21 protein-coding genes are annotated in these 18075 nt (G+C 74.0%); 9 read left to right on the forward strand and 12 right to left on the reverse strand.

Annotation, left to right across the window (positions count from 1 at the left end; all coding sequences use genetic code 11):
* Positions 1-12: 12 nt before the first annotated feature.
* A complete protein-coding gene (locus EDD39_RS34710; RefSeq protein WP_123563586.1) occupies positions 13-891 on the forward strand; it encodes a geranyl diphosphate 2-C-methyltransferase in 879 nt (292 codons plus the stop codon).
* A 104-nt stretch (positions 892-995) separates the two neighbouring features.
* Here EDD39_RS34710 and EDD39_RS34715 read toward each other — a convergent pair whose 3' ends face one another.
* Positions 996-1790: an exodeoxyribonuclease III gene (locus EDD39_RS34715; protein WP_425269809.1), complete on the reverse strand. Its 795-nt coding sequence runs from the start codon at positions 1788-1790 to the stop codon at positions 996-998.
* Between the two features lie 250 nt (positions 1791-2040).
* Here EDD39_RS34715 and EDD39_RS34720 point away from each other — a divergent pair, with 250 nt between their 5' ends.
* Together EDD39_RS34720 and EDD39_RS34725 are read left to right on the forward strand one after the other, a co-directional pair.
* Entirely contained in the window at positions 2041-2814 is a 774-nt protein-coding gene (locus EDD39_RS34720) for a GntR family transcriptional regulator (RefSeq protein WP_123564040.1), read from the forward strand.
* A gap of 234 nt (positions 2815-3048) precedes the next feature.
* Positions 3049-3645 carry a hypothetical protein gene (locus EDD39_RS34725; protein ID WP_208765735.1) on the forward strand — a complete coding sequence of 199 codons (597 nt, stop codon included), beginning with the start codon at positions 3049-3051 and terminating at the stop codon, positions 3643-3645.
* A gap of 51 nt (positions 3646-3696) precedes the next feature.
* On the opposite strand, the gene EDD39_RS34730 is transcribed toward EDD39_RS34725, so the two are convergent.
* Positions 3697-4851, reverse strand: coding sequence for an ROK family protein (locus EDD39_RS34730; RefSeq protein ID WP_123563588.1), 1155 nt, complete (start codon positions 4849-4851; stop codon positions 3697-3699).
* 515 nt (positions 4852-5366) lie between these two features.
* Here EDD39_RS34730 and EDD39_RS34735 point away from each other — a divergent pair.
* Positions 5367-6077 (forward strand): class I SAM-dependent methyltransferase, encoded by a 711-nt coding sequence (locus EDD39_RS34735; protein WP_208765736.1) that lies wholly within the window; start codon positions 5367-5369, stop codon positions 6075-6077.
* Between the two features lie 7 nt (positions 6078-6084).
* Here the strand turns inward: EDD39_RS34735 and EDD39_RS34740 are convergent, their stop codons facing one another.
* The gene (locus EDD39_RS34740) at positions 6085-6837 is read right to left on the reverse strand and encodes a hypothetical protein (protein ID WP_123563589.1); all 753 of its coding nucleotides are present in this window, start codon (positions 6835-6837) and stop codon (positions 6085-6087) included.
* Between the two features lie 393 nt (positions 6838-7230).
* Positions 7231-7665 carry an arsenate reductase ArsC gene (locus EDD39_RS34745; RefSeq protein ID WP_123563590.1) on the reverse strand — a complete coding sequence of 145 codons (435 nt, stop codon included), beginning with the start codon at positions 7663-7665 and terminating at the stop codon, positions 7231-7233.
* Positions 7666-7822: 157 nt separating this feature from the next.
* Between EDD39_RS34745 and EDD39_RS34750 the strand changes: the two genes are divergently transcribed.
* On the forward strand, positions 7823-8128 hold the full coding sequence (locus EDD39_RS34750) for an ArsR/SmtB family transcription factor (protein ID WP_123563591.1): 306 nt from the start codon (positions 7823-7825) through the stop codon (positions 8126-8128).
* Complete coding sequence (gene arsB, locus EDD39_RS34755; protein WP_123563592.1) at positions 8128-9216, forward strand: ACR3 family arsenite efflux transporter; 1089 nt, start codon at positions 8128-8130, stop codon at positions 9214-9216. The genes EDD39_RS34750 and arsB overlap by 1 nt, the downstream gene beginning before the upstream one ends.
* A 43-nt stretch (positions 9217-9259) precedes the next feature.
* Here the strand turns inward: arsB and EDD39_RS34760 are convergent, their stop codons facing one another.
* Both EDD39_RS34760 and EDD39_RS34765 read right to left on the reverse strand, forming a co-directional pair.
* On the reverse strand, positions 9260-9733 hold the full coding sequence (locus EDD39_RS34760) for a GNAT family N-acetyltransferase (RefSeq protein WP_123564043.1): 474 nt from the start codon (positions 9731-9733) through the stop codon (positions 9260-9262).
* Between the two features lie 54 nt (positions 9734-9787).
* Entirely contained in the window at positions 9788-10147 is a 360-nt protein-coding gene (locus EDD39_RS34765; protein WP_123563593.1) for an ArsR/SmtB family transcription factor, read from the reverse strand.
* A 124-nt stretch (positions 10148-10271) separates the two neighbouring features.
* Here EDD39_RS34765 and EDD39_RS34770 point away from each other — a divergent pair, with 124 nt between their 5' ends.
* Together EDD39_RS34770 and EDD39_RS34775 are read left to right on the forward strand one after the other, a co-directional pair.
* Complete coding sequence (locus tag EDD39_RS34770; protein ID WP_123563594.1) at positions 10272-11654, forward strand: FAD-dependent oxidoreductase; 1383 nt, start codon at positions 10272-10274, stop codon at positions 11652-11654.
* A 124-nt stretch (positions 11655-11778) separates the two neighbouring features.
* Entirely contained in the window at positions 11779-12213 is a 435-nt protein-coding gene (locus tag EDD39_RS34775) for a GNAT family N-acetyltransferase (RefSeq protein WP_123563595.1), read from the forward strand.
* 7 nt (positions 12214-12220) lie between these two features.
* On the opposite strand, the gene EDD39_RS34780 is transcribed toward EDD39_RS34775, so the two are convergent.
* The 5 genes from EDD39_RS34780 to EDD39_RS34800 all read right to left on the reverse strand — a co-directional run bounded on the left by EDD39_RS34780 (position 12221) and on the right by EDD39_RS34800 (position 16280).
* Complete coding sequence (locus EDD39_RS34780) at positions 12221-12826, reverse strand: GNAT family N-acetyltransferase (RefSeq protein ID WP_123563596.1); 606 nt, start codon at positions 12824-12826, stop codon at positions 12221-12223.
* Positions 12827-12943: 117 nt separating this feature from the next.
* Complete coding sequence (locus EDD39_RS34785; RefSeq protein ID WP_123563597.1) at positions 12944-13732, reverse strand: SDR family oxidoreductase; 789 nt, start codon at positions 13730-13732, stop codon at positions 12944-12946.
* A 162-nt stretch (positions 13733-13894) separates the two neighbouring features.
* Positions 13895-14470 (reverse strand): TetR/AcrR family transcriptional regulator, encoded by a 576-nt coding sequence (locus tag EDD39_RS34790; protein WP_030461826.1) that lies wholly within the window; start codon positions 14468-14470, stop codon positions 13895-13897.
* Between the two features lie 33 nt (positions 14471-14503).
* Positions 14504-14941, reverse strand: coding sequence for a DUF6193 family natural product biosynthesis protein (locus EDD39_RS42820; protein WP_425269801.1), 438 nt, complete (start codon positions 14939-14941; stop codon positions 14504-14506).
* Between the two features lie 733 nt (positions 14942-15674).
* On the reverse strand, positions 15675-16280 hold the full coding sequence (locus EDD39_RS34800; protein WP_123563599.1) for a TetR/AcrR family transcriptional regulator: 606 nt from the start codon (positions 16278-16280) through the stop codon (positions 15675-15677).
* A 69-nt stretch (positions 16281-16349) separates the two neighbouring features.
* Between EDD39_RS34800 and EDD39_RS34805 the strand changes: the two genes are divergently transcribed.
* Positions 16350-17243 carry an NADP-dependent oxidoreductase gene (locus EDD39_RS34805; RefSeq protein WP_123563600.1) on the forward strand — a complete coding sequence of 298 codons (894 nt, stop codon included), beginning with the start codon at positions 16350-16352 and terminating at the stop codon, positions 17241-17243.
* A gap of 287 nt (positions 17244-17530) precedes the next feature.
* Here EDD39_RS34805 and EDD39_RS34810 read toward each other — a convergent pair whose 3' ends face one another.
* Positions 17531-17941 (reverse strand): hypothetical protein, encoded by a 411-nt coding sequence (locus EDD39_RS34810; protein ID WP_425269802.1) that lies wholly within the window; start codon positions 17939-17941, stop codon positions 17531-17533.
* Between the last annotated feature and the right edge of the window lie 134 nt (positions 17942-18075).

Genomic DNA, 18075 nt, shown 5'->3' on the forward strand with positions numbered 1-18075 from the left:
GGACACTCGGACATGACCAGCACCGAATTCGACACCACCGCCGCCGCCTTCGTTCCGGCTCCGGCCACCGCCTACCAGGGCGACATCGCCCGCTACTGGAACAGCGAAGCCCGGCCGGTCAACCTGCGCCTCGGCGACGTCGACGGCCTCTACCACCACCACTACGGTATCGGCGAGATCGACACCGCCGCCCTCGGCGACCCCGAGGACAGCGAGCACGAGAAGAAGCTGATCACCGAACTGCACCGGCTGGAGTCCGCCCAGGCCGAGGTCCTGCTCGACCACCTCGGCCCGATCGCCCCCGGCGACACCCTGATGGACGCCGGCTGCGGCCGCGGCGGCTCCATGGTGATGGCCCACCAGCGCTTCGGCTGCAAGGTCGAGGGCGTCACCCTCTCCAGCACCCAGGCCGAGTTCGGCAACCGCCGCGTCCAGGAGCTCGGCATCGCCGACCACGTCCGCTCCCGGGTCTGCAACATGCTCGACACCCCGTTCGCCAACGGCCAGATGTCCGGCTCCTGGAACAACGAGTCCAGCATGTACGTCGACCTGCACGACCTGTTCGCCGAGCACTCCCGGGTGCTCAAGGTCGGCGGCCGCTACGTCACCATCACCGGCTGCTGGAACCCCCGCTACGGTCAGCCCTCCAAGTGGGTCTCCCAGATCAACGCCCACTTCGAGTGCAACATCCACTCCCGCCGCGAGTACCTGCGCGCCATGGCCGACAACCGCCTCGTCCCGCAGGCCGTCATCGACCTCACCCCCGACACCCTCCCCTACTGGGAGCTGCGCGCCACCTCCTCGCTGGTCACCGGCATCGAGGAAGCCTTCATCGAGTCCTACAAGGACGGCTCCTTCCAGTACGTCCTGATCGCGGCCGACCGGGTCTGACCTCCCCCTCCGCCCCCACCCGATCCCCGGCGCCACCCGGCCCGGGGATCAGCCGCGCCCGGCCCGGGGACCGGCCGGACCGGGGACCCCCGGGCCGGTCCGGGCTACACCGCCGCGTCGTAGACAGCCGTGACCGGGGCGTGGTCGGACCAGCGCTCCGCGTGGGTGGCGGCGCGCTCGACGTAGGCGTCGGTGCAGCGGGCGGCCAGGCCCGGGGTGGCCAGGTGGTAGTCGATGCGCCACCCGGCGTCGTTGTCGAAGGCGCGGCCGCGGTAGGACCACCAGGAGTAGGGGCCGTCCTGGTCGGGGTGGCGGCGGCGCAGGACGTCGACGTAGCCGTGGTCGTCGAGGACGCGGGAGAACCAGGCACGCTCCTCGGGGAGGAAGCCGGCCTTCTTCTGGTTGGCCTTCCAGTTGCGCAGGTCGGCCTCGCGGTGGGCGATGTTCCAGTCCCCGCAGACCAGCACCTCGCGGCCCTCCGCGGCGGGCCGGGCGCGCAGTTCGCCGAGGTGGACGAGGAACTCGGCCATGAAGCGCTCCTTCTCGTCCTGCCGCTCGGTGCCGACCTCGCCGGAGGGCAGGTACAACGAGGCGACCGTCAGGCCGGGCAGGTCCAGCTCGGCGTAGCGGCCGGAGCCGTCGAACTCGGCGGAGCCGAAGCCGATCCGGGTGGCGTCGGGGGCGCGGCGGGAGAGCACCGCCACCCCGGCCCGGCCCTTGGCGGCGGCGGGGGCCCAGACCGCGTGCCACCCGTCGAGGCGGCCCAGCACGTCGGCGAACTGCTCGGCCTCGGCGCGCACCTCCTGGAGGCAGACCACCTCGGACTTGGTGTCGTCGATCCACTCCAGGAAGCCCTTCTTGGCGGCCGCCCGGATCCCGTTCACGTTGACAGTCGTGATGCTTTGCACGGAGCGAGGGTACCGGTCGGCTCCGACAATCCGGCATTCCGGGCGAAGCCGGGCGCCATACCGGGTCGGCGGGCGATCCGCAAGGAACCCGTCCCATTGGTCTTGACCATCTCCCCGGGCACCCCCTACTGTCACTTACTGCAAAGACCTTTAATAAAGAAGGACGGATAAAGCCCGCCTCCCCCACCTGCCGAAACGGGGAGCCGCGGTGGGCCTGTCGTCCCTCAGGGTGGAGGACACGGTGGGGCAAGGAACGCTCGCGGCGGTGGCGGAGCCGAAGTACTGGCACCTGCGCACGGTGCTGCTGCGCACCATGGACACCGAGTTCTCGACCGGCCAGGTGCTGCCCAACGAGCGCGAGCTCTCGGCGCGCTTCGGCGTGGCCCGGGCCACCCTCCGCCAGGCCCTGGACCAGCTGGAACTCGAGGGCCGCCTGGTCCGCCGGCGCGGCATCGGCACGCTGGTCGCCGCCCCGCGGGTGGGCATCCCGGTCGGCGGACGCCAGTCCGGCCGGGCCGCGGCCGCCCACGCCGCCCAGGAGTGGAAGGTGGTGGACTGCACCACCGGCCCCGCCACCGCCGCGCTGGCCCGCACCCTGGGCCTGGCCGAGGGCGACCAGGTGCACACCGTCCGCCGCCTGCGCACCGTCCAGGGCGTGGCGGTCGCCGCCGAGTCGCTGCACGTCCCCTCCGCCGCGCTGCCGCACCTGGCCGTGGTGGTGGACGGCGGCGACCGGGCCCGCGGCGTGCTGCGCCAGCTCGAAAGGCTCGGCGTCGACGGCGAGTCCCGCTCGGTGGAGCTGGGCGTCGCCGAGGCCGCCGAGGCCGCGCTGCTGGAGCGCCCCCCGGGCACCCCCGTCCTGGTGGTCACCACCCAGTACGCGGCGGCCGGCCGGCTGGCCGCGGTCGCGGTCTCCACCTACCGGGCCGACACCTGCAAGCTGACCTTCGGCGAGTCCGGCGCGGCCGTCCAGGTCGCCTCCACCGTCCCGGTCTCCGCCGCCGCCGTCTCCTGACCCGCCCCGCCCCGCCCTTCCATCACCGGCTCCCACCTGACGGACCGTCAACCTCCCTGTCAGCGGCCCGCGTTACGCTCCTGCCCACTGACCACCGGTGAGCAGGGGAGCGGCACGAGGATGGGCCAGAACGGCACGAGGACGGACCGGACCGACCCGGCGGATCCGGGCGACCCGACGGTCCCGGGTGGCCCGGGCGATCCGGGTGACCACGGCAGGGCGCTCATCGAGCGGGTGATCGCGGAGGTGGCCGCCGACCCGTCCCGTCAGGTGCTGGAGCACGACCGGTTCGCCGGCCGGTGGGTCGAGGGCCCGCTGCGGCCCCGCCCCGAGCTGGCGGCGTTCCCCGGCGGCCACCCGCTGCCGCCCAGCCTGCGGGCCTGGCTGGCGTACGACAGCGGCATGCTGGAGCGGCACGGCTGGTTCGACGCGGACGGCGGGTTCGCGCCGCGCACCCTGGGCGAGATCGCGGTCGAGGAGTTCGGCGAGCCGTGGGGCTCCTGCTTCGAGCCGTTCTCCGGGCTGTTCGGCGCGTGCTTCCTGCTGCCCGGCGGCTCCGACTCCCGCCGGGTGCTGTCGGTGGGCCCGCACGGCGAGCGCGACGGGCTGGGCGAGTACCCGGTGTTCGCGCTCGACGTCGACGACCTGCCGTACGCGGTGCTGATGCACCCGGGCTTCGACGTCTACCTCGCCGAGACCGCGGGCGTCCTGCCGTCCGACGGCCGCCCCGGATACGACTCGCTCAAGCACGACCCCCGGTACGCGGCCCGGATGCGGGCGCACGCCCGGGGGCGGCTCAAGGGCGGGTACGAACTGCTCTGCCTCCAGTAGGAGGCGGCCCCGGTCAGCGCGCGGCGGCCCAGGTCGGCGAGGCGGCCCCGGTCAGCGCGCGGTGGGCGGGTCGACGGCGAACAGCTGCTCCTCGACGTGGTCGAGGGCGACCCGCAGCGCACCCATGGCGACCACCTCGGAGCCGAGCGCGGCGAGCGCGACCTCGGGGGCGCGCAGCGTGTAGCGGGCGAGCTGTTCGCGCAGCGGCTCCAGGACGCCGTCCAGGCCGGCCGCCCAGCCGCCGACCACGACGAGTTCGGGGTCGAGGGCGAGGACCAGCGCGGTGACGTCGTGCACCAGGCGGCCCAGGAAGCGGTCCATGGCGATCTGCGAGACCTGGTCGCCCTCCCGGGCCAGCCGCAGCACCCGGGCCACCGCGGCCTCGTCCAGCGGGTCCAACGGCTTGCCGGTGGTGGACAGCAGCCTTTCGGGGGTGGCCTGTTGGCCGAGCAGGTGGAGCGCGCCGATCTCGCCGGCGGCGCCGCCGTGGCCGCGGTGCAGGCGGCCGCCGATCAGCGAGCCGGCGCCGGGGCTGAGCCCGGCCATCACGAACACCACGTCGCCCTTGCCGACGGCCGCGCCCATCCAGTGCTCGGCGATGGCGGCCAGGTTGGCGTCGTTCTCGATCACCACGGGGCAGCGGAAGGAGCGGCGCAGCCGGGCGCCGAGGTCGAGGCCGGTCCAGCCGGGCATCGCGGTGCCGAGCCGGACGGTGCCGTCCCGGTCGACGATGCCGGGGGTGCCGACGGCGACCTCCCACAGGCTGTCCCGGGAGACCCCGGCCTTGCGCAGCACCTCGCCGACCGTGGTGCGGACCAGGGTGAGCCGCTCCTCGGCCTCCACCGACTCGTCCACCGGCCGGGAGTGACTGGCCAGCACCTCGCCGGCCAGGTCGGCGAGGACGACCCGCAGGTCGTGGACGCCGATCTCGATGCCCAGCACGTGCCCGGCCTCGGCCCGGAACCGGAACCAGCGGGCCGGGCGGCCGCGCTGACGCCCCGACTCCTGGACGTGCTCGACCTCGGCGACCAGCCCGGACTCCAACAGCCCCTCGATCACGCCCTCGACGGTGGGCCGGGACAGCCCGGTGTCGCCGACGAGCTGGGTCAGCGTGACGGCCTGTCCGTCGCGCAACGACCGCAGGGTGACCGCCGCGTTGATCCGCCGCAGCAGTGAGGAGTCCCCTCCGGTGAGCCGGTCCGTCAAGTCGCTGCCCTTCCGCTTCGCGCGACTGCCCTGGCGCGCGGTGACGTGGAGCGCGGGATCGCCCGTCCGGCCGTGGTGAGGCCGTCGCGGGCCCGCGCGGAGCCGCCGCCCGCGGACTGGCACTGTGGGGTGCCTCGAACGGGGCGTCTGCCCGGATCGTACTCGGGCGGCCCATCGGGGGGCGAGCGTTTCCGCAGCTCATAACGGCTTCGGTATCGAAACGGTACGTCGTCCGCCATCGCGTGGTGACCGGCCGTCGGCGCGGCGGAAGACGGCGGGGAGAGGTCCACGCGCGTCAACCGGGCGGCCACCGGGCGTCCACCGCGGCGGACCCGGACCGACCCGGGCCGAACTGCCGGTCGGGACGCCTGCCGGGACGCCGGTCGGGATGCCGAGCGGGACGCCTGCCGGGCCGTCGGTCGGGATGCCGAGCGGGACGCCTGCCGGGCCGTCGGTCGGGCCGTCGGCCGCGACGCCGGTCGGGACGCCGGCCGGCACGCCCTAAGCTTCCGCCCATGGGGAACGACACTGCCGCAGCGCATCCGCCCAAGCACCGGACGGTCGCCGAAGCTGCTGCCGACGCCGAGGACGCCGCGTTCGTCCGGGCCCACACCCGGCCGGGGCCGGTGCCGTTCGTGCCCGAGGTGCGGCTGCGGATGGCGGGCGACGCGATCGAGCTGTGGGAGACCACCGAGCGGGCCCGCGGCCGGGAGGGCCTGCCGCCGCCGTTCTGGGCGTTCCCGTGGGCGGGCGGGGTGGCGGTCGCCCGGTACGTCCTGGACCATCCCGAACTGGTGCGCGGCCGCCGGGTGTTGGACCTGGCGGCGGGCTCCGGCCTGGTCGGCGTCGCGGCGGCGCTGCGCGGCGCGGCCGGGGTGCGGGCGGCCGAGATCGACGCGTACGCGGTGGCCTCGATCGTGGTCAACGCGGAGCTCAACGGCGTCGCGGTGGCCGCCGAACTGGCCGACGTGCTGGACGGCGACGGCGCGCCCGACGACGTGGTGCTGGCCGGCGACGTGTTCTACGAACGGACGATGGCCGCCCGCTTCCTGCCGTTCCTGGAGCGGGCCGCCGCCCGGGGCGCGACCGTGGTGGTCGGCGACCCCGGGCGGGCCTACCTGCCGCGCGGGCGCTTCACCGCGCTCGCCGAGTACACCGTCCCGGTCGCCGCCGACCTGGAGGACGCGGCCGAGAAGACCACCACGGTGTGGGCGCTGCGCGGCTGACACGGGCTCAGGTCTCGGTGGGCCGGGGCTGGGCCGGGCTGCTGGACGGCACCGCCACCGGCGGCGGCAGGCAGGTCGGACCGGAGGTCGGGCTGCTCGAACCGGGGCTCGGCGTCGTCGTCGTGGCGGCCGGCGGCGGGACGGCGGTGTCGGCGGCGGTGGTGGTGCGGGTCGGGGTCGGCGGGCTGGGCAGCGGCGAGCTGGGCGGGGCGCCGGTCATGTCCGGGCAGGCCGGCAGGCTGGTGTTGCCGTCGTACAGCGAGACCCGGCGGACCTGGTAGGGGCCCTGCCCGTACCAGCCGTGGAAGTACACGGTCAGCGCCCGGGTGTTCCCGGCGGTGCGGACCACGGCGTGCAGCCTGGTCTGCTCCGGCCCGTCGGCCCACTGGTACACCGCCTCGGTGTCGCCGCCGTATACGCCGACGAAGGCGTACGCGCCGGAGACGTCCGCCGTCAGGTCGTAGGTGGTGTACGGCTGGACCGTGACCCGCTGGGTGCACCCGGCGTAGTCGTAGCCGCCCGGACGGCCCTCGACGCCCCGGTCGAGCTGCCGGACGTCGCCGGTGCAGGTCCAGTTGTCCGCGAGCGGCTGCGCGAACAGGCCGTCCCGGACGGCCTCCTGGGCGGCCCCGGCGGTGCCCGAGCCGAGCAGGGCGAAACCCGCGGTGGCGGTCAGCAGCGCGGCCGCGGCGGCGGCCCCGAGCGGGAGGCGGCCGGGACGCTGCGGGTGCCGGCGGCGGGGGCGGGAAGGCGGATGCATGGCGGCTCCGGTGTGGGGGAGGAGCGGGCGGACGGTGCGCCCGCGGCGCGGACCGCGCGGGCGGGACGTGGCCTGCCGTCAGCTCCCGGACGGGGCGGCGGATCCGCGGTGCGGGCCGTGGCGGCCGCGGCTACCGCGGAGGGAGGGTGCACGCATGCCGGCTCCGGCGGGGGAGGGGGACGGGGCAGCGGTGCGAGGGAGTGGTCCACACCATGGTGGATCCCGCAGCCGTCCGTCAAGGGCGGGCAAAGGCCGGTTCCGGCCCGCCACCGGGCGTTTCGGCACAGCGAGTTGACGCTCCGTCAGGCCGCGCCGCCCCCGCCCCGCCCGGCCGGACCGGGTGGCGACCTCCGTTCTCGCCCGCCCCTGCGGCGGTGGGGGCCGATCCCGAGGTCAGCTCTCCTGCCCGGCGGCGGCCGCGGCGTCGATCTCGGCGATCAGGTCCTCGACCAGGGCCTTGACGGCGTCGCGGATCGGGCGGACGGCCTCGACGCCCTGGCCGGCCGGGTCGTCCAGCTTCCAGTCCAGGTACTTCTTGCCGGGGAAGAACGGGCAGGCGTCGCCGCAGCCCATGGTGATGACGTAGTCGGAGGACCGGACGGCCTCGGTGGTGAGGATCTTCGGCTGCTGGTCGGAGATGTCGATGCCGGCCTCGGCCATCGCGGCGACGGCGGCCGGGTTGACCCGGTGGCCGGGGGCGGAGCCGGCGGAGCGGACCTCGATGCGGTCGCCCGCGAGGCGGGTGAGGAAGCCGGCGGCCATCTGGGAGCGGCCGGCGTTGTGGACGCAGACGAACAGCACGGAGGCGAGCGGCGCGGCGGCGGTCATCGGTGGGTCCTTCGTTCGGGTCGGGCAGGTCGGGCAGGTCGGGCAGGTCGGGCATCCGGGCCGGGGCGGCGCTGTCCGCGGCGGGCAGGCGGCAACGACCGCAGGACGCGTCAACTGTCGCTGGTGTCAGTCCCGGCTGATGTGAAAGTATCAGTCCATGGTGATGTCAGTCGATACTGAGTTGATGCGCGTGCTGTCCGACCCCCTCCGGTTGCGGATCGTGACCCTGCTGGCCCGCGAGACCCTGTGCACCACGCACCTGGTGGAGGAGACCGGCGCCCGCCAGACCAACCTCTCCAACCACCTCAAGGTGCTGCGGGACGCCGGGGTGGTGGACACCGAGCCGTGCGGCCGCTTCACCTACTACCGGCTGCGCCCCGAGGTGCTGGAGTCGCTGTCCGCGCAGTTCGCCGACCTCGCCGCCACCGCCCGCACCAACGCCGACACCAAGAGGTCCTGCTGATGTCCCGCACCGCGCCCGCTCCCGAGGCCGGACCCGAAGCGGCGTCGGTCGCCGGGAAGCTGTCCTTCGTCGACCGCTACCTCGCGGTGTGGATCCTCGTCGCGATGGCCCTCGGCCTCGGGCTGGGCCGCCTGATCCCCGGGCTGAACGACGCGCTGGCGAAGGTCGAGGTCGGCGGGATCTCGCTGCCGATCGCGCTCGGGCTGCTGGTCATGATGTACCCGGTGCTGGCCAAGGTCCGCTACGACCGGCTCGACACCGTCACCGGCGACCGCAAGCTCATGGCCTCCTCGCTGGTGATCAACTGGCTCGTCGGGCCCGCGGTGATGTTCGCCCTCGCCTGGATCTTCCTGGCCGACCTGCCCGCGTACCGCACCGGCCTGATCATCGTCGGCCTGGCCCGCTGCATCGCCATGGTCGTCATCTGGAACGACCTGGCCTGCGGCGACCGCGAGGCCGCCGCCGTCCTGGTCGCCCTGAACTCGGTGTTCCAGGTCGTCATGTTCGGCGTCCTCGGCTGGTTCTACCTCGACCTCCTGCCCGGCTGGCTGGGCCTGGGCGAGGGCGAGCACCTCGACGTCTCCATGGGGAGGATCGCCCTCAACGTCGTCGTCTTCCTCGGCATCCCGCTGATCGCCGGGTTCCTCACCCGCCGCCTCGGCGAGAAGAAGCTCGGCCGCGAACGCTACGAGAGCAACCTGCTCCCGAAGATCGGCCCCTGGGCGCTGTACGGACTGCTGTTCACCATCGTCATCCTCTTCGCCCTGCAGGGGAAGACGATCACCTCGCAGCCGCTGGACGTCGCCCGCATCGCCCTGCCGCTGCTCGCCTACTTCGCGTTCATGTGGTTCGGCACCTTTGCCCTCGGCAGGGGCCTCGGCCTGACCTACGACCGCACCGCCACCCTCGCCTTCACCGCCGCCGGCAACAACTTCGAACTCGCCATCGCCGTCGCCATCGGCACCTTCGGCGTCACCTCCGGCCAGGCCCTCGCAGGCGTGGTCGGCCCGCTGATCGAGGTCCCGGTGCTGATCGCCCTGGTGTACGTCTCCCTCGCCTGGCGCAGGAAGTTCACCCCGACGAGCTGATCGGCCGCCGCAGCCCCACCGGGCCCGGGGCGGCCGCCACCGCTCAGTCGATCAGCGGGCTGCGGCGTTCGATCAGGACGGTGTCGCGCCAGACGCCGCGGTGGCGGGCGACGCGTTCGCGGGTGCCGATGGTCCGGAAGCCGGCGCGGGCGTGCAGGGCGAGGCTGGCGGTGTTCTCGGGGAAGACCGAGGACTGGACCGTCCAGATCCCGGCCTTCTCGGTGGAGTCGATCAGCGCCTCCAGCAGCGTGCCCGCGATGCCCCGGCCGCGGTGGTCGGGGTGGACGTAGACGGAGTGCTCGACCACCCCGGCGTAGGCGGGGCGGGAGGAGACCGGGCTGACCGCGGCCCAGCCGAGCACCCGCCCGCCCGGGCCGAGCGCGACGTGCCGGTGCGCGGGCAGCCGGGCCGCGTCGAAGGCGGCCCAACTCGGCGCCCCGGTCTCGAAGGTGGCGTTGCCCTCCTCGATGCCCGCCCGGTAGATCGCGAGCACCTGCTCGGCGTGCTCGGGCAGCATCGGGGCGGGCGGGGGAAGGTGAACGGGCACGGGAAGTTCTCCGGAGGGCTCGGGTCAGCGGTTCAGGTCGAGCAGTTGGGCCAGGCCCGCGAGGACGGACGGCTCAACGCGGTAGTACACCCAGGTGCCGCGCCGCTCGGAGGTCAGCAGTCCGGCCTCGCGGAGCTTCTTCAGGTGGTGGGAGACGGTCGGCTGGGAGACGCCGACGTCCTGGATGTCGCACACGCACGCCTCGCCGCCCTGGTGGGAGGCGACCTTGGAGAACAGCCGCAGCCGCACCGGGTCGCCGAGCGCCTTGAACATCGCCGCCATCCTGACCGCGTCCGCCTCGGAGAGTTCCGCCGAGGTCAGCGGCGGGCAGCACGGCACCACCTCCGGCTCGAGCACCGGCAACTCCACCCTCGAATTCGACATACGTCTATGTTGACATCCGTCAATCCAGCGGGCAAGGTCGGAGGCGAGAACACATCGACGTTTGTCGAATCAGGCGGATCGCGGCAAGACCGCACCGCCCAGCGCGAATGGAGAGCCAACCGCCATGACCTCCGACACCACCGACCTGCCCGTCCTCGTGATCGGCGCCGGACCGATCGGCCTGGCCGCCGCCGCCCACCTGCTGGAACGCGGCCTCGAACCCCTGGTCCTGGAGGCCGGGCCGCAGGCCGCCGCCTCGGTGCGGTCCTGGTCGCACGTGCGGCTGTTCTCGCCGTGGGCGGAGGTCGTCGACCCCGCCGCGGAGAAGCTGCTGGCCCCCACCGGCTGGACCCGCCCCGACGGCGCCGCGTACCCGACCGGCGGCGACTGGGCCGAGCAGTACCTGCAGCCGCTCGCCGACGTCCTCGGTGACCGCGTCCGGTACGGCACCCGGGTCACCGGCGTGGCCCGCGCCGGACGCGACCGGATCGTCGACGCCGACCGCGAGCAGCAGCCCTTCACCGTCCACGTCGAACACGCCGACGGCCGCGAGGAACGCCTCCTCGCCCGCGCCGTGGTCGACGCCTCCGGCACCTGGTCCACCCCGAACCCGCTCGGCGCCGACGGCCTGCCCGCGCTCGGCGAGCGCGCCGCCGCCGACCGCATCTCCTACCGCATCCCCGACCTGCGCGACCCCGCCGTCCGGGCCCGCTACGCCGGCAAGCGCACCGCCGTCGTCGGCACCGGCGCCTCCGCGTTCACCGCCCTCGCAGCCCTCGCCGGCCTCGCGAAGGACGCGCCCGGCACCCATGCCGTCTGGGTGCTGCGCCGCGGCCTCACCGGCTCCACCTACGGCGGCGGCACCGCCGACCAGCTCCCCGCCCGCGGGGCGCTGGGCCTCGCCGCCAAGGCCGCCGTCGAGAGCGGCCACGCCGACGCGCTGACCGGCTTCCGCACCGCCGCCGTCGAACCGTCCGCCGACGGCCGCCTCACCCTCGTCGCCGAAGACGGCACCCGCGCCGAGGAGTTGGACGAGATCATCGCCCTGACCGGACTGCGCCCAGACCTGTCCTTCCTCACCGAACTGCGCCTCGCCCTCGACGACCGCCTCCAGGCCCCGACCGGGCTCGCCCCGCTGATCGACCCCAACCGGCACTCCTGCGGCACCGTCTACCCGCACGGCGCGAACGAGCTCTCCCACCCCGAGCAGGACGTCCACCTCGTCGGCATGAAGTCCTACGGCCGCGCCCCCACCTTCCTCGCCCTGACCGGCTACGAGCAGGTCCGCTCCGTGGCCGCCCACCTCGCCGGCGACCTGGAGGCCGCCGCCCGCGTCGAACTCACCCTCCCCGAAACCGGCGTCTGCGGCGGCGCCGGCCTCTACGACGAACCCACCCAGGACCAGGGCGACAGCGCAGGCTGCTGCAGCGTGCCCGCCGCACCGCAGCTCATCACCCTCGGAACCCCCGCCGGAGGCAACTCCTGCTCGCCCGGCGGCAGCTGCTGACTCCACCTCTGCGGCACCCGGCAGCGCCCGCGACCGGCCCCCGGTCCCGGGCGCAGGGCCCGGTCCCGGGCGCCGGGCAAACCCGTTGGCGGGCGGGCGGGTGGGGCTGGTAGGAACGGGGGGTATGAGCGAGTACGAACTGCGGGCGGCCCGGCCCGAGGACATCGATGCGGTGCTGGCGTTCTGGGCCGAGTCCGCCGAGGGGACCAGCATCAGTGACGACCGGGCGGGTGTGGCCCGGCTGTTGGAGCGGGATCCGCAGGCGCTGATCCTGGCGGAGCGGGCGGGGGCGCTGCTCGGGACGGTGATCGCGGGGTGGGACGGCTGGCGCTGCCACCTGTACCGGCTGGCCGTCCACCCGGGGGCCCGGCGGCAGGGCATCGGCACCGCGCTGCTCGACGCCGCGCACGCCCGGTTCGAGCAGGCCGGTGGCCGGCGGGCCGACGCGATGGTGCTGGAGCACAACGCGCTGGGCCGGGCCGCCTGGGAGGCGGCCGGATACGGGCGCGAGGAGCAGTGGCGTCGATGGACGAAGCCCCTTGAGGTGGAAGGGGATTGAGCCATCGTCAGTCGGTGGGCTCGGGGCGGATCGGGCGGATCATCGCGGTCAGTTCCGGTGAAAGCGGCGACACGGCCTGGGAGTTGTAGCCCCGGTAGCCCCAACCCTCGTACAGGCGGAGCACCTTGCCCTCGCCCGCCAGCGGGTTGACCATCAGGGCGACGCGCTGTTCCGGACGGTCGGCGAGCAGCGCGTCGTGGATCCGGCGGGCCGCTCCCGTTCCCCGCCACGGGGGCCGGACGCCGATCTCCCGCAGGGCCAGCACGGGGGCCGCGGTGAAGCCCGCGGGGAGCGGTTCGGCCAGGCGCTGCCAGTAGCCGTCCCCGGGGCCGACGGTGTTGCCGTAGGCGTAGCCGACCGCCGTGCCGATGCCGCCCGTGCTGCCCGTGCTGCCGGCGCCCTGTCCGGGGACGTCCGGTCCGGGGGCTAGGGCGAAGGCGAGGACGAGGGTGAAGCCCGGGGTGGCCGCGTGCTGTTCGAGGCGTTCGGCGAAGGCTTCGAGCCGGTAGTTCGGCCGGTCGAGCAGCGGGGCCCGGACGTCCGCGTACGCCGCCAGCAGGGCCTGTCGGACGTCTGCCGTCAGGGTGGTGAATCGGTGCGGTTCGACGGTCACGGGGGCCTCCGGGGTCGTGGGCGTATCCGCACCCCCGTGCCCGTGCCCGTGCCCGGGGAAGGCGCGGGCACGGCACGGGGGTGCGGGTGCTACCGGGAGTCTTCCCCAGGGACGGGGTCAGGCGGCCTTGAGGGTGCCGCCGTCGATGACGTGGTCCGCGCCGTGGATGTTGGCGGCCCGGTCGGAGAGCAGGAAGACCACCAGGTCGGCGACCTCCTCCGGGCCGGTCAGGCGGCCGGAGGCGGTGCCGGCCTGGGCGGGGAGGTCCGCCAGCAGGGCCTCGTGCGGGACGCCCAGGGAGTCGGCGAGGCGGCCGCCGTAGCCGGCCGGGTCGGTCCACAGGGCGGTGGCGGTCGGGCCGGGGGAGACGGTGTTGACCCGGACGCCGCGCGGAGCGAGCTCCTCGCTGAGGCGCTTGCCGAACTGGTTGAGCGCGGCCTTGGCCTCCGCGTAGCCGACCGGGGAGCCGCTGGGGATGCGGCCGTTGATCGAGGAGACGTTGACGATCGCCCCGCCCCGCTCCAGCAGGCTCGGCAGCGCGGCCCGGGTGGTGCGGACGGCGCTGAACAGGTTGAGGTCCAGCATCGCCTGCCACTGCTCGTCGGGGACGTCCAGCACGCTGCCCAGCACCAGCTGGTCGGCGTCGCCCGCGCCGACGTTGTTGACCAGCAGGTCGATCCCGCCGACCGCGTCGACCGCCTGCCGGACGGCCCCGGCCGCGCCCTGCGCGGTGCCCAGGTCGGCGAGGACGACGGCCGCCGCGACCTCGGCCAGTTCCGGGGTGGCGGTGCGGGTGGCGCCCACCACCCGCACGCCCTCGGCGGCGAGGGCGCGGGCGACGGCCAGGCCGATGCCCCGTCCGGCGCCGGTGACCAGGGCGGTGCGGCCGTCGAGTCCGAGCTTCATGGCGATCCTCATTTCGGGACGTGGAACGTGGATGGAGGGGGTTCTTGAACGTGAGGTCAAATATCGGGGCGTGCGGTACCCGCGCAGCGGCTGCCGCGCGGGCGGGTCGGGGTAGGTGGGTCGGGCGGGTAGGTGGGGCTGGTCGAGCAGGGGGGAGGGCCGTCAGAGTGCGGCGACGGCGGTGTCGATGGCGGCGTGCAGGGTCTCCCGGTCGAAGGTCCGGGCGGCGACCCGCAGGCCGGCGATGGTCACCATCAGGAAGCGGGCCTGCTCGGCGGCGTCCACCGAGGCGGGGACGTCGCCGGCCAGTTTGCCGCGTTCGATCCGGGCGGCCAGCAGGTCGGCGCTGCGCTCGGTCGAGCGGCGCACCGCGAGCGTGGCCTCGGCGTCCCGGCCGCCGAGCTCCAGGGCGGTGTTGACGGCCAGGCAGCCGCGCCGGACCGGGGTGTCGAAGTCCGCGTCCACCAGCATCCGCAGGTAGGCGCGGACGCGTTCCTTCGCGGTGCCGGGGCCGGACAGGAACTCCTCGGTGAGCTCGGCGCCGGCCCGGTCGTAGTGGTTCAGGGCCCGCCCGAACAGCTCCCGCTTGGAGCCGAACGCGTGGTACAGGCTGCCCTTGCCGATCCCCGCCGCCTCCGCCAGCTCGGCCGGGGACGACCCGGCGTAGCCCTTGGTCCAGAACACCTCCATCGCCTGCGCGACGGCGGCCTCCTCGTCGAACTGCTTCGGCCTTCCCATGCGTCTGACGGTACGCCATATTTGACCCAAGGGTCAACAACCTTCCGGTCGCCACCCCTGGGCCCCCCCGCTACTGACCTTCAGCGCCTGATCTCGCGGGGCGCTGACGGGCGGTGATCGTCGCGGCGGGCCCAGACCCGTGCTGTCGAACCCGACCCCGCGCGGGACCGCGGCCCGGAAACCGGGCCCTGTGGTCTGCGCCGTCCTGTGGATCCGGTGCCGCCCACCGGGCGAGGGCTCGACGTGCGGCACGTCCCGTGCGTGGGGAAAACCGGTGCAGGGCGAGAAGTGAAGCCGGAAGTGGCTGGTGAACGGGGAAAGCCGCCGCAACGACGGCTCGCTATGGGCGACTTCGGCCACTGCCGGCCGTGCCCCGCCGTCCGGGTGGCCGTACCTCTCACCGATCCGGCGGAGCTTCGCCAGGAGCAGTTCCCGGCTCGGCGCGGTGGCCTCGGCCGGCTCCGCGCTCATGCGCCTCCGCCGGCTCCGCGACCTCCACGAACGGCACTGCGGCCTGGATTTCCCGAGCCGTCATGTCGCTGCGCCACGCGGCCCAGGCCTTGGCCGACTCGGGCACGTCGTCCGTGGCGCCCCGGGCCCGTTTCGTGCCGTCGATCCGCACACCCAAGAATGAAGCGCACCGGTCCGAGGACGCAGCGCACGGTGGCGGTCGCCTCGGTCGGTCCCGTGATGGTGGCCTGATCGATCTGCAGTTCCACCTCGACCACGTGGCTGCCGGGGTCGAGGGGCTCGGTCATGCCGCCACCTCGGCGCACTCGACCAGGATGCCGCTCTCGAAGCGGGCGCCGGAGCGGACCAGGGCGACGGCCGGGCTGCCGGGAGCACCTCGGCCAGGGCCCGCCACACTCCCATCGCGCCGCCGCCGCCGACGAGTTCGGGATCGTGCAGGCCGCGTCACGGTCGCAGGCTACAGCCCGGCGGCCGAGCCGAGGAACTGCTCCAGGCCGGTGGTCTCGTCGACGCGGCGGTCGTTCGCGCGCGGCGGTCGTTCACGTGCGGCGCACAGGTGGCTCCGAGGGCATCGGTGGTCCTGCTCATGGGGGCCGGCCGCTGCCCGCGACCGCCGGCAAGGCTGCCCGGCCGCGGTTGCCGGTCGGAGCGGTCGAGGCCGGCTCGCCCACTGCTCTGCTCTGCCCTGTGGCTGGGGTCCGGCGAGACGGCGCGGGGCAGGGCCGGGTCCTGACTACGGTTCGGCCGTGCCGGTGGAGTTCCCGGAGGGAGCGGTGGCGGCCCAGGCGGCCTCGATCATCTGGAAGATCTCGTCGACCGCGGCCTGCGGATCGGCCGCCTCACGGGCCAGCGAATAGGCGTCGATCACGAACCTCGCGATCGCCCGGCAGGCCGTCGGGGTCCCTGACAGGTCGGGGTCGGCGGCGATGGCCGTTGCCAGCGACTCCGCGTGGCGCAGCCGCATCGACTCTTCGTACTCCCGCAGGGCGGGTGATGCGGCGATCATGTGCCAGATCGGGGCGGCGCCGTCCGCCGTGCAGTGTCGCACCAAGGCTTGGATCTCGCGGCGGAGCGCGGGGACGAGCGGCTCGTGCGGCGCCCGGTCGGTGACCGCCCGCGTGAGGCGCTGCTCGAAGTCCTCGTCCTGTTCGAAGACCAGGGCCTCTTTCGAGGCGAAGTGGGAGAAGAGCGTGGTGACGGCCACGTCGGCCTCGGCGGCCACGTCACGGATGCCCACCGCGTCGTACCCGTGCTCCAGGAAGAGCCGCAGGGCGGTGTCGGCGATCTTCTGGCGGGTCGCGGCCTTCTTGCGCTCGCGGCGCCCGGTCGGCACGGTCATGCCCTCACGCTATCAGGTGCAAATCCATAACAGGTTCAAAACCCTAACGGTTAGTGTTATGTTCGGCGCATGAAGAAGGTGAGCTTCGCCGAGTTCGGCGGCCCGGACGTTCTGCAACTCATAGATGCCGAGGATCCGCACGCGGGCCCCGGCCGGATACGCATCGCCGTACGGGCGGCGGGCGTGAACCCCGTCGACTGGCGGCTCCGTGAGGGCCAGGTCCTGGGGGCCCACCCGATCGAGCTGCCGGCCGGAGTCGGGCTGGACGCCGCCGGGGTGGTGGACGAGGTCGGTGAAGGCGTCGAGGGGGTCGAGGTCGGTGACCGCGTGTTCGGCGAAGGCGCGAGCACGTATGCCGAGTTCGCCGTGCTGTCGGCCTGGGCCCGTATGCCCGAGGGCCTGACGTTCGAAGAGGCGGCCGGCTACCCCTCCGTGGTGGAGACCGCGCTGCGCATCATTCGCGAGGTCGGTGTGCGGCCCGGGCAGACGCTGCTGGTCAGCGGCGCGTCCGGGGGAGTCGGATCGGCGGTGCTGCAGATCGCCCGCGACCGCGGCATCGCGACGATCGGCACCGCCGGGGCGGCGAACCAGGACTATCTGCGCAGCCTGGGCGCCCTCGCCACGACATACGGCGAGGGCTGGGTCGAGCGGGTGCGGCAGCTCGGTCAGGTCGACACGGCCCTCGACCTGACCGGCTCGGGCGTGATCCGCGAGCTCGTCGAACTGACCGGGGACCCGCAGAAGGTGGTCTCCATCGCCGATCTCGGTGCGCCGGAGCTCGGTGTCCGATTCTCCGGCGTCGCCGGGAGCGTGCCGGACGCGCTCGCCGAAGCCGTCGACCTCATCTCGCGGGGAAAGCTCCACATCCCGATCGAGAAGTCGTACACGCTTGCCGAGGCCGCGGCGGCGCACATCGACAGCCAGGCCGGTCACACCCGCGGACGGCGGGTCCTGGTCGTCTGAGAACCGGCTGCGCGTCGTCCTCGAACGGAAATCGAGCGGAAATCGAGGACGACGCCGGCCAGGGTCCCGCCACCCGACCGGAAGGCCGCGGGCCCAGAGCCGTCCCGGCCACATCACCGCCTTGACGATGTGCCACTGCGAGCCGGTCGACACCGGCCGCGGATGTCCGACGACATCCGCCGCCGCGCAGGTACCCCGTGACCCGGGTGCGCCGCGACGACCACGACCGGCCGGCCCCCACGCCAACACGCATCGAGCGTCAGCGGAAGGTCTGCTCGAAGGAAGGCCTACTCGAAGGCCGCCGCCGCCTCCCGCAGTGCTCGCACCACCGTCTCCGGGTCGTACGGCGCGGCCGGGCCCGGCAGGTAGGTGACCGAGCGCAGTGCGCCGGTGTAGCGGAACGAGCGGTGGCGCTCCCACAGCGGCCAGGACACCGGCGACTTGCGGTCGACGCCGACGCTGATGCCCTGGAACGGCGCCATCCCGATCAGCTGGTGCACCGGGCCGAGCGCGCCCGTCACCACCCCGTCCACCCGCACCTCGAACGTCCACTTCAGGTCGGCCACCGCCGTCGCCTCCAACGCCACCAGGTGCGCCCCGGCGGGGAGTTCACCCGCGTCGGCCTCGAACAGCTCGCCGTACTGGTTGTAGGCCAGCCGCAGCCGCCAGCAGCCGCGGCACCCGCTCCAGATGTGCAACCCGGTGACGGCCCCACGACGAACCCTCGTCCGCCCTTGTCGCTGCCCCCCGCCCCCAGCAAAACTTCCCGAGCGGAAACAACCCCGCCACCCCCTGCCCCTGCTCGCCGGAAGTCCGTCGGAAGCCTGCCGGA

This window comes from Kitasatospora cineracea, assembly GCF_003751605.1.
GTDB lineage: Bacteria > Actinomycetota > Actinomycetes > Streptomycetales > Streptomycetaceae > Kitasatospora > Kitasatospora cineracea.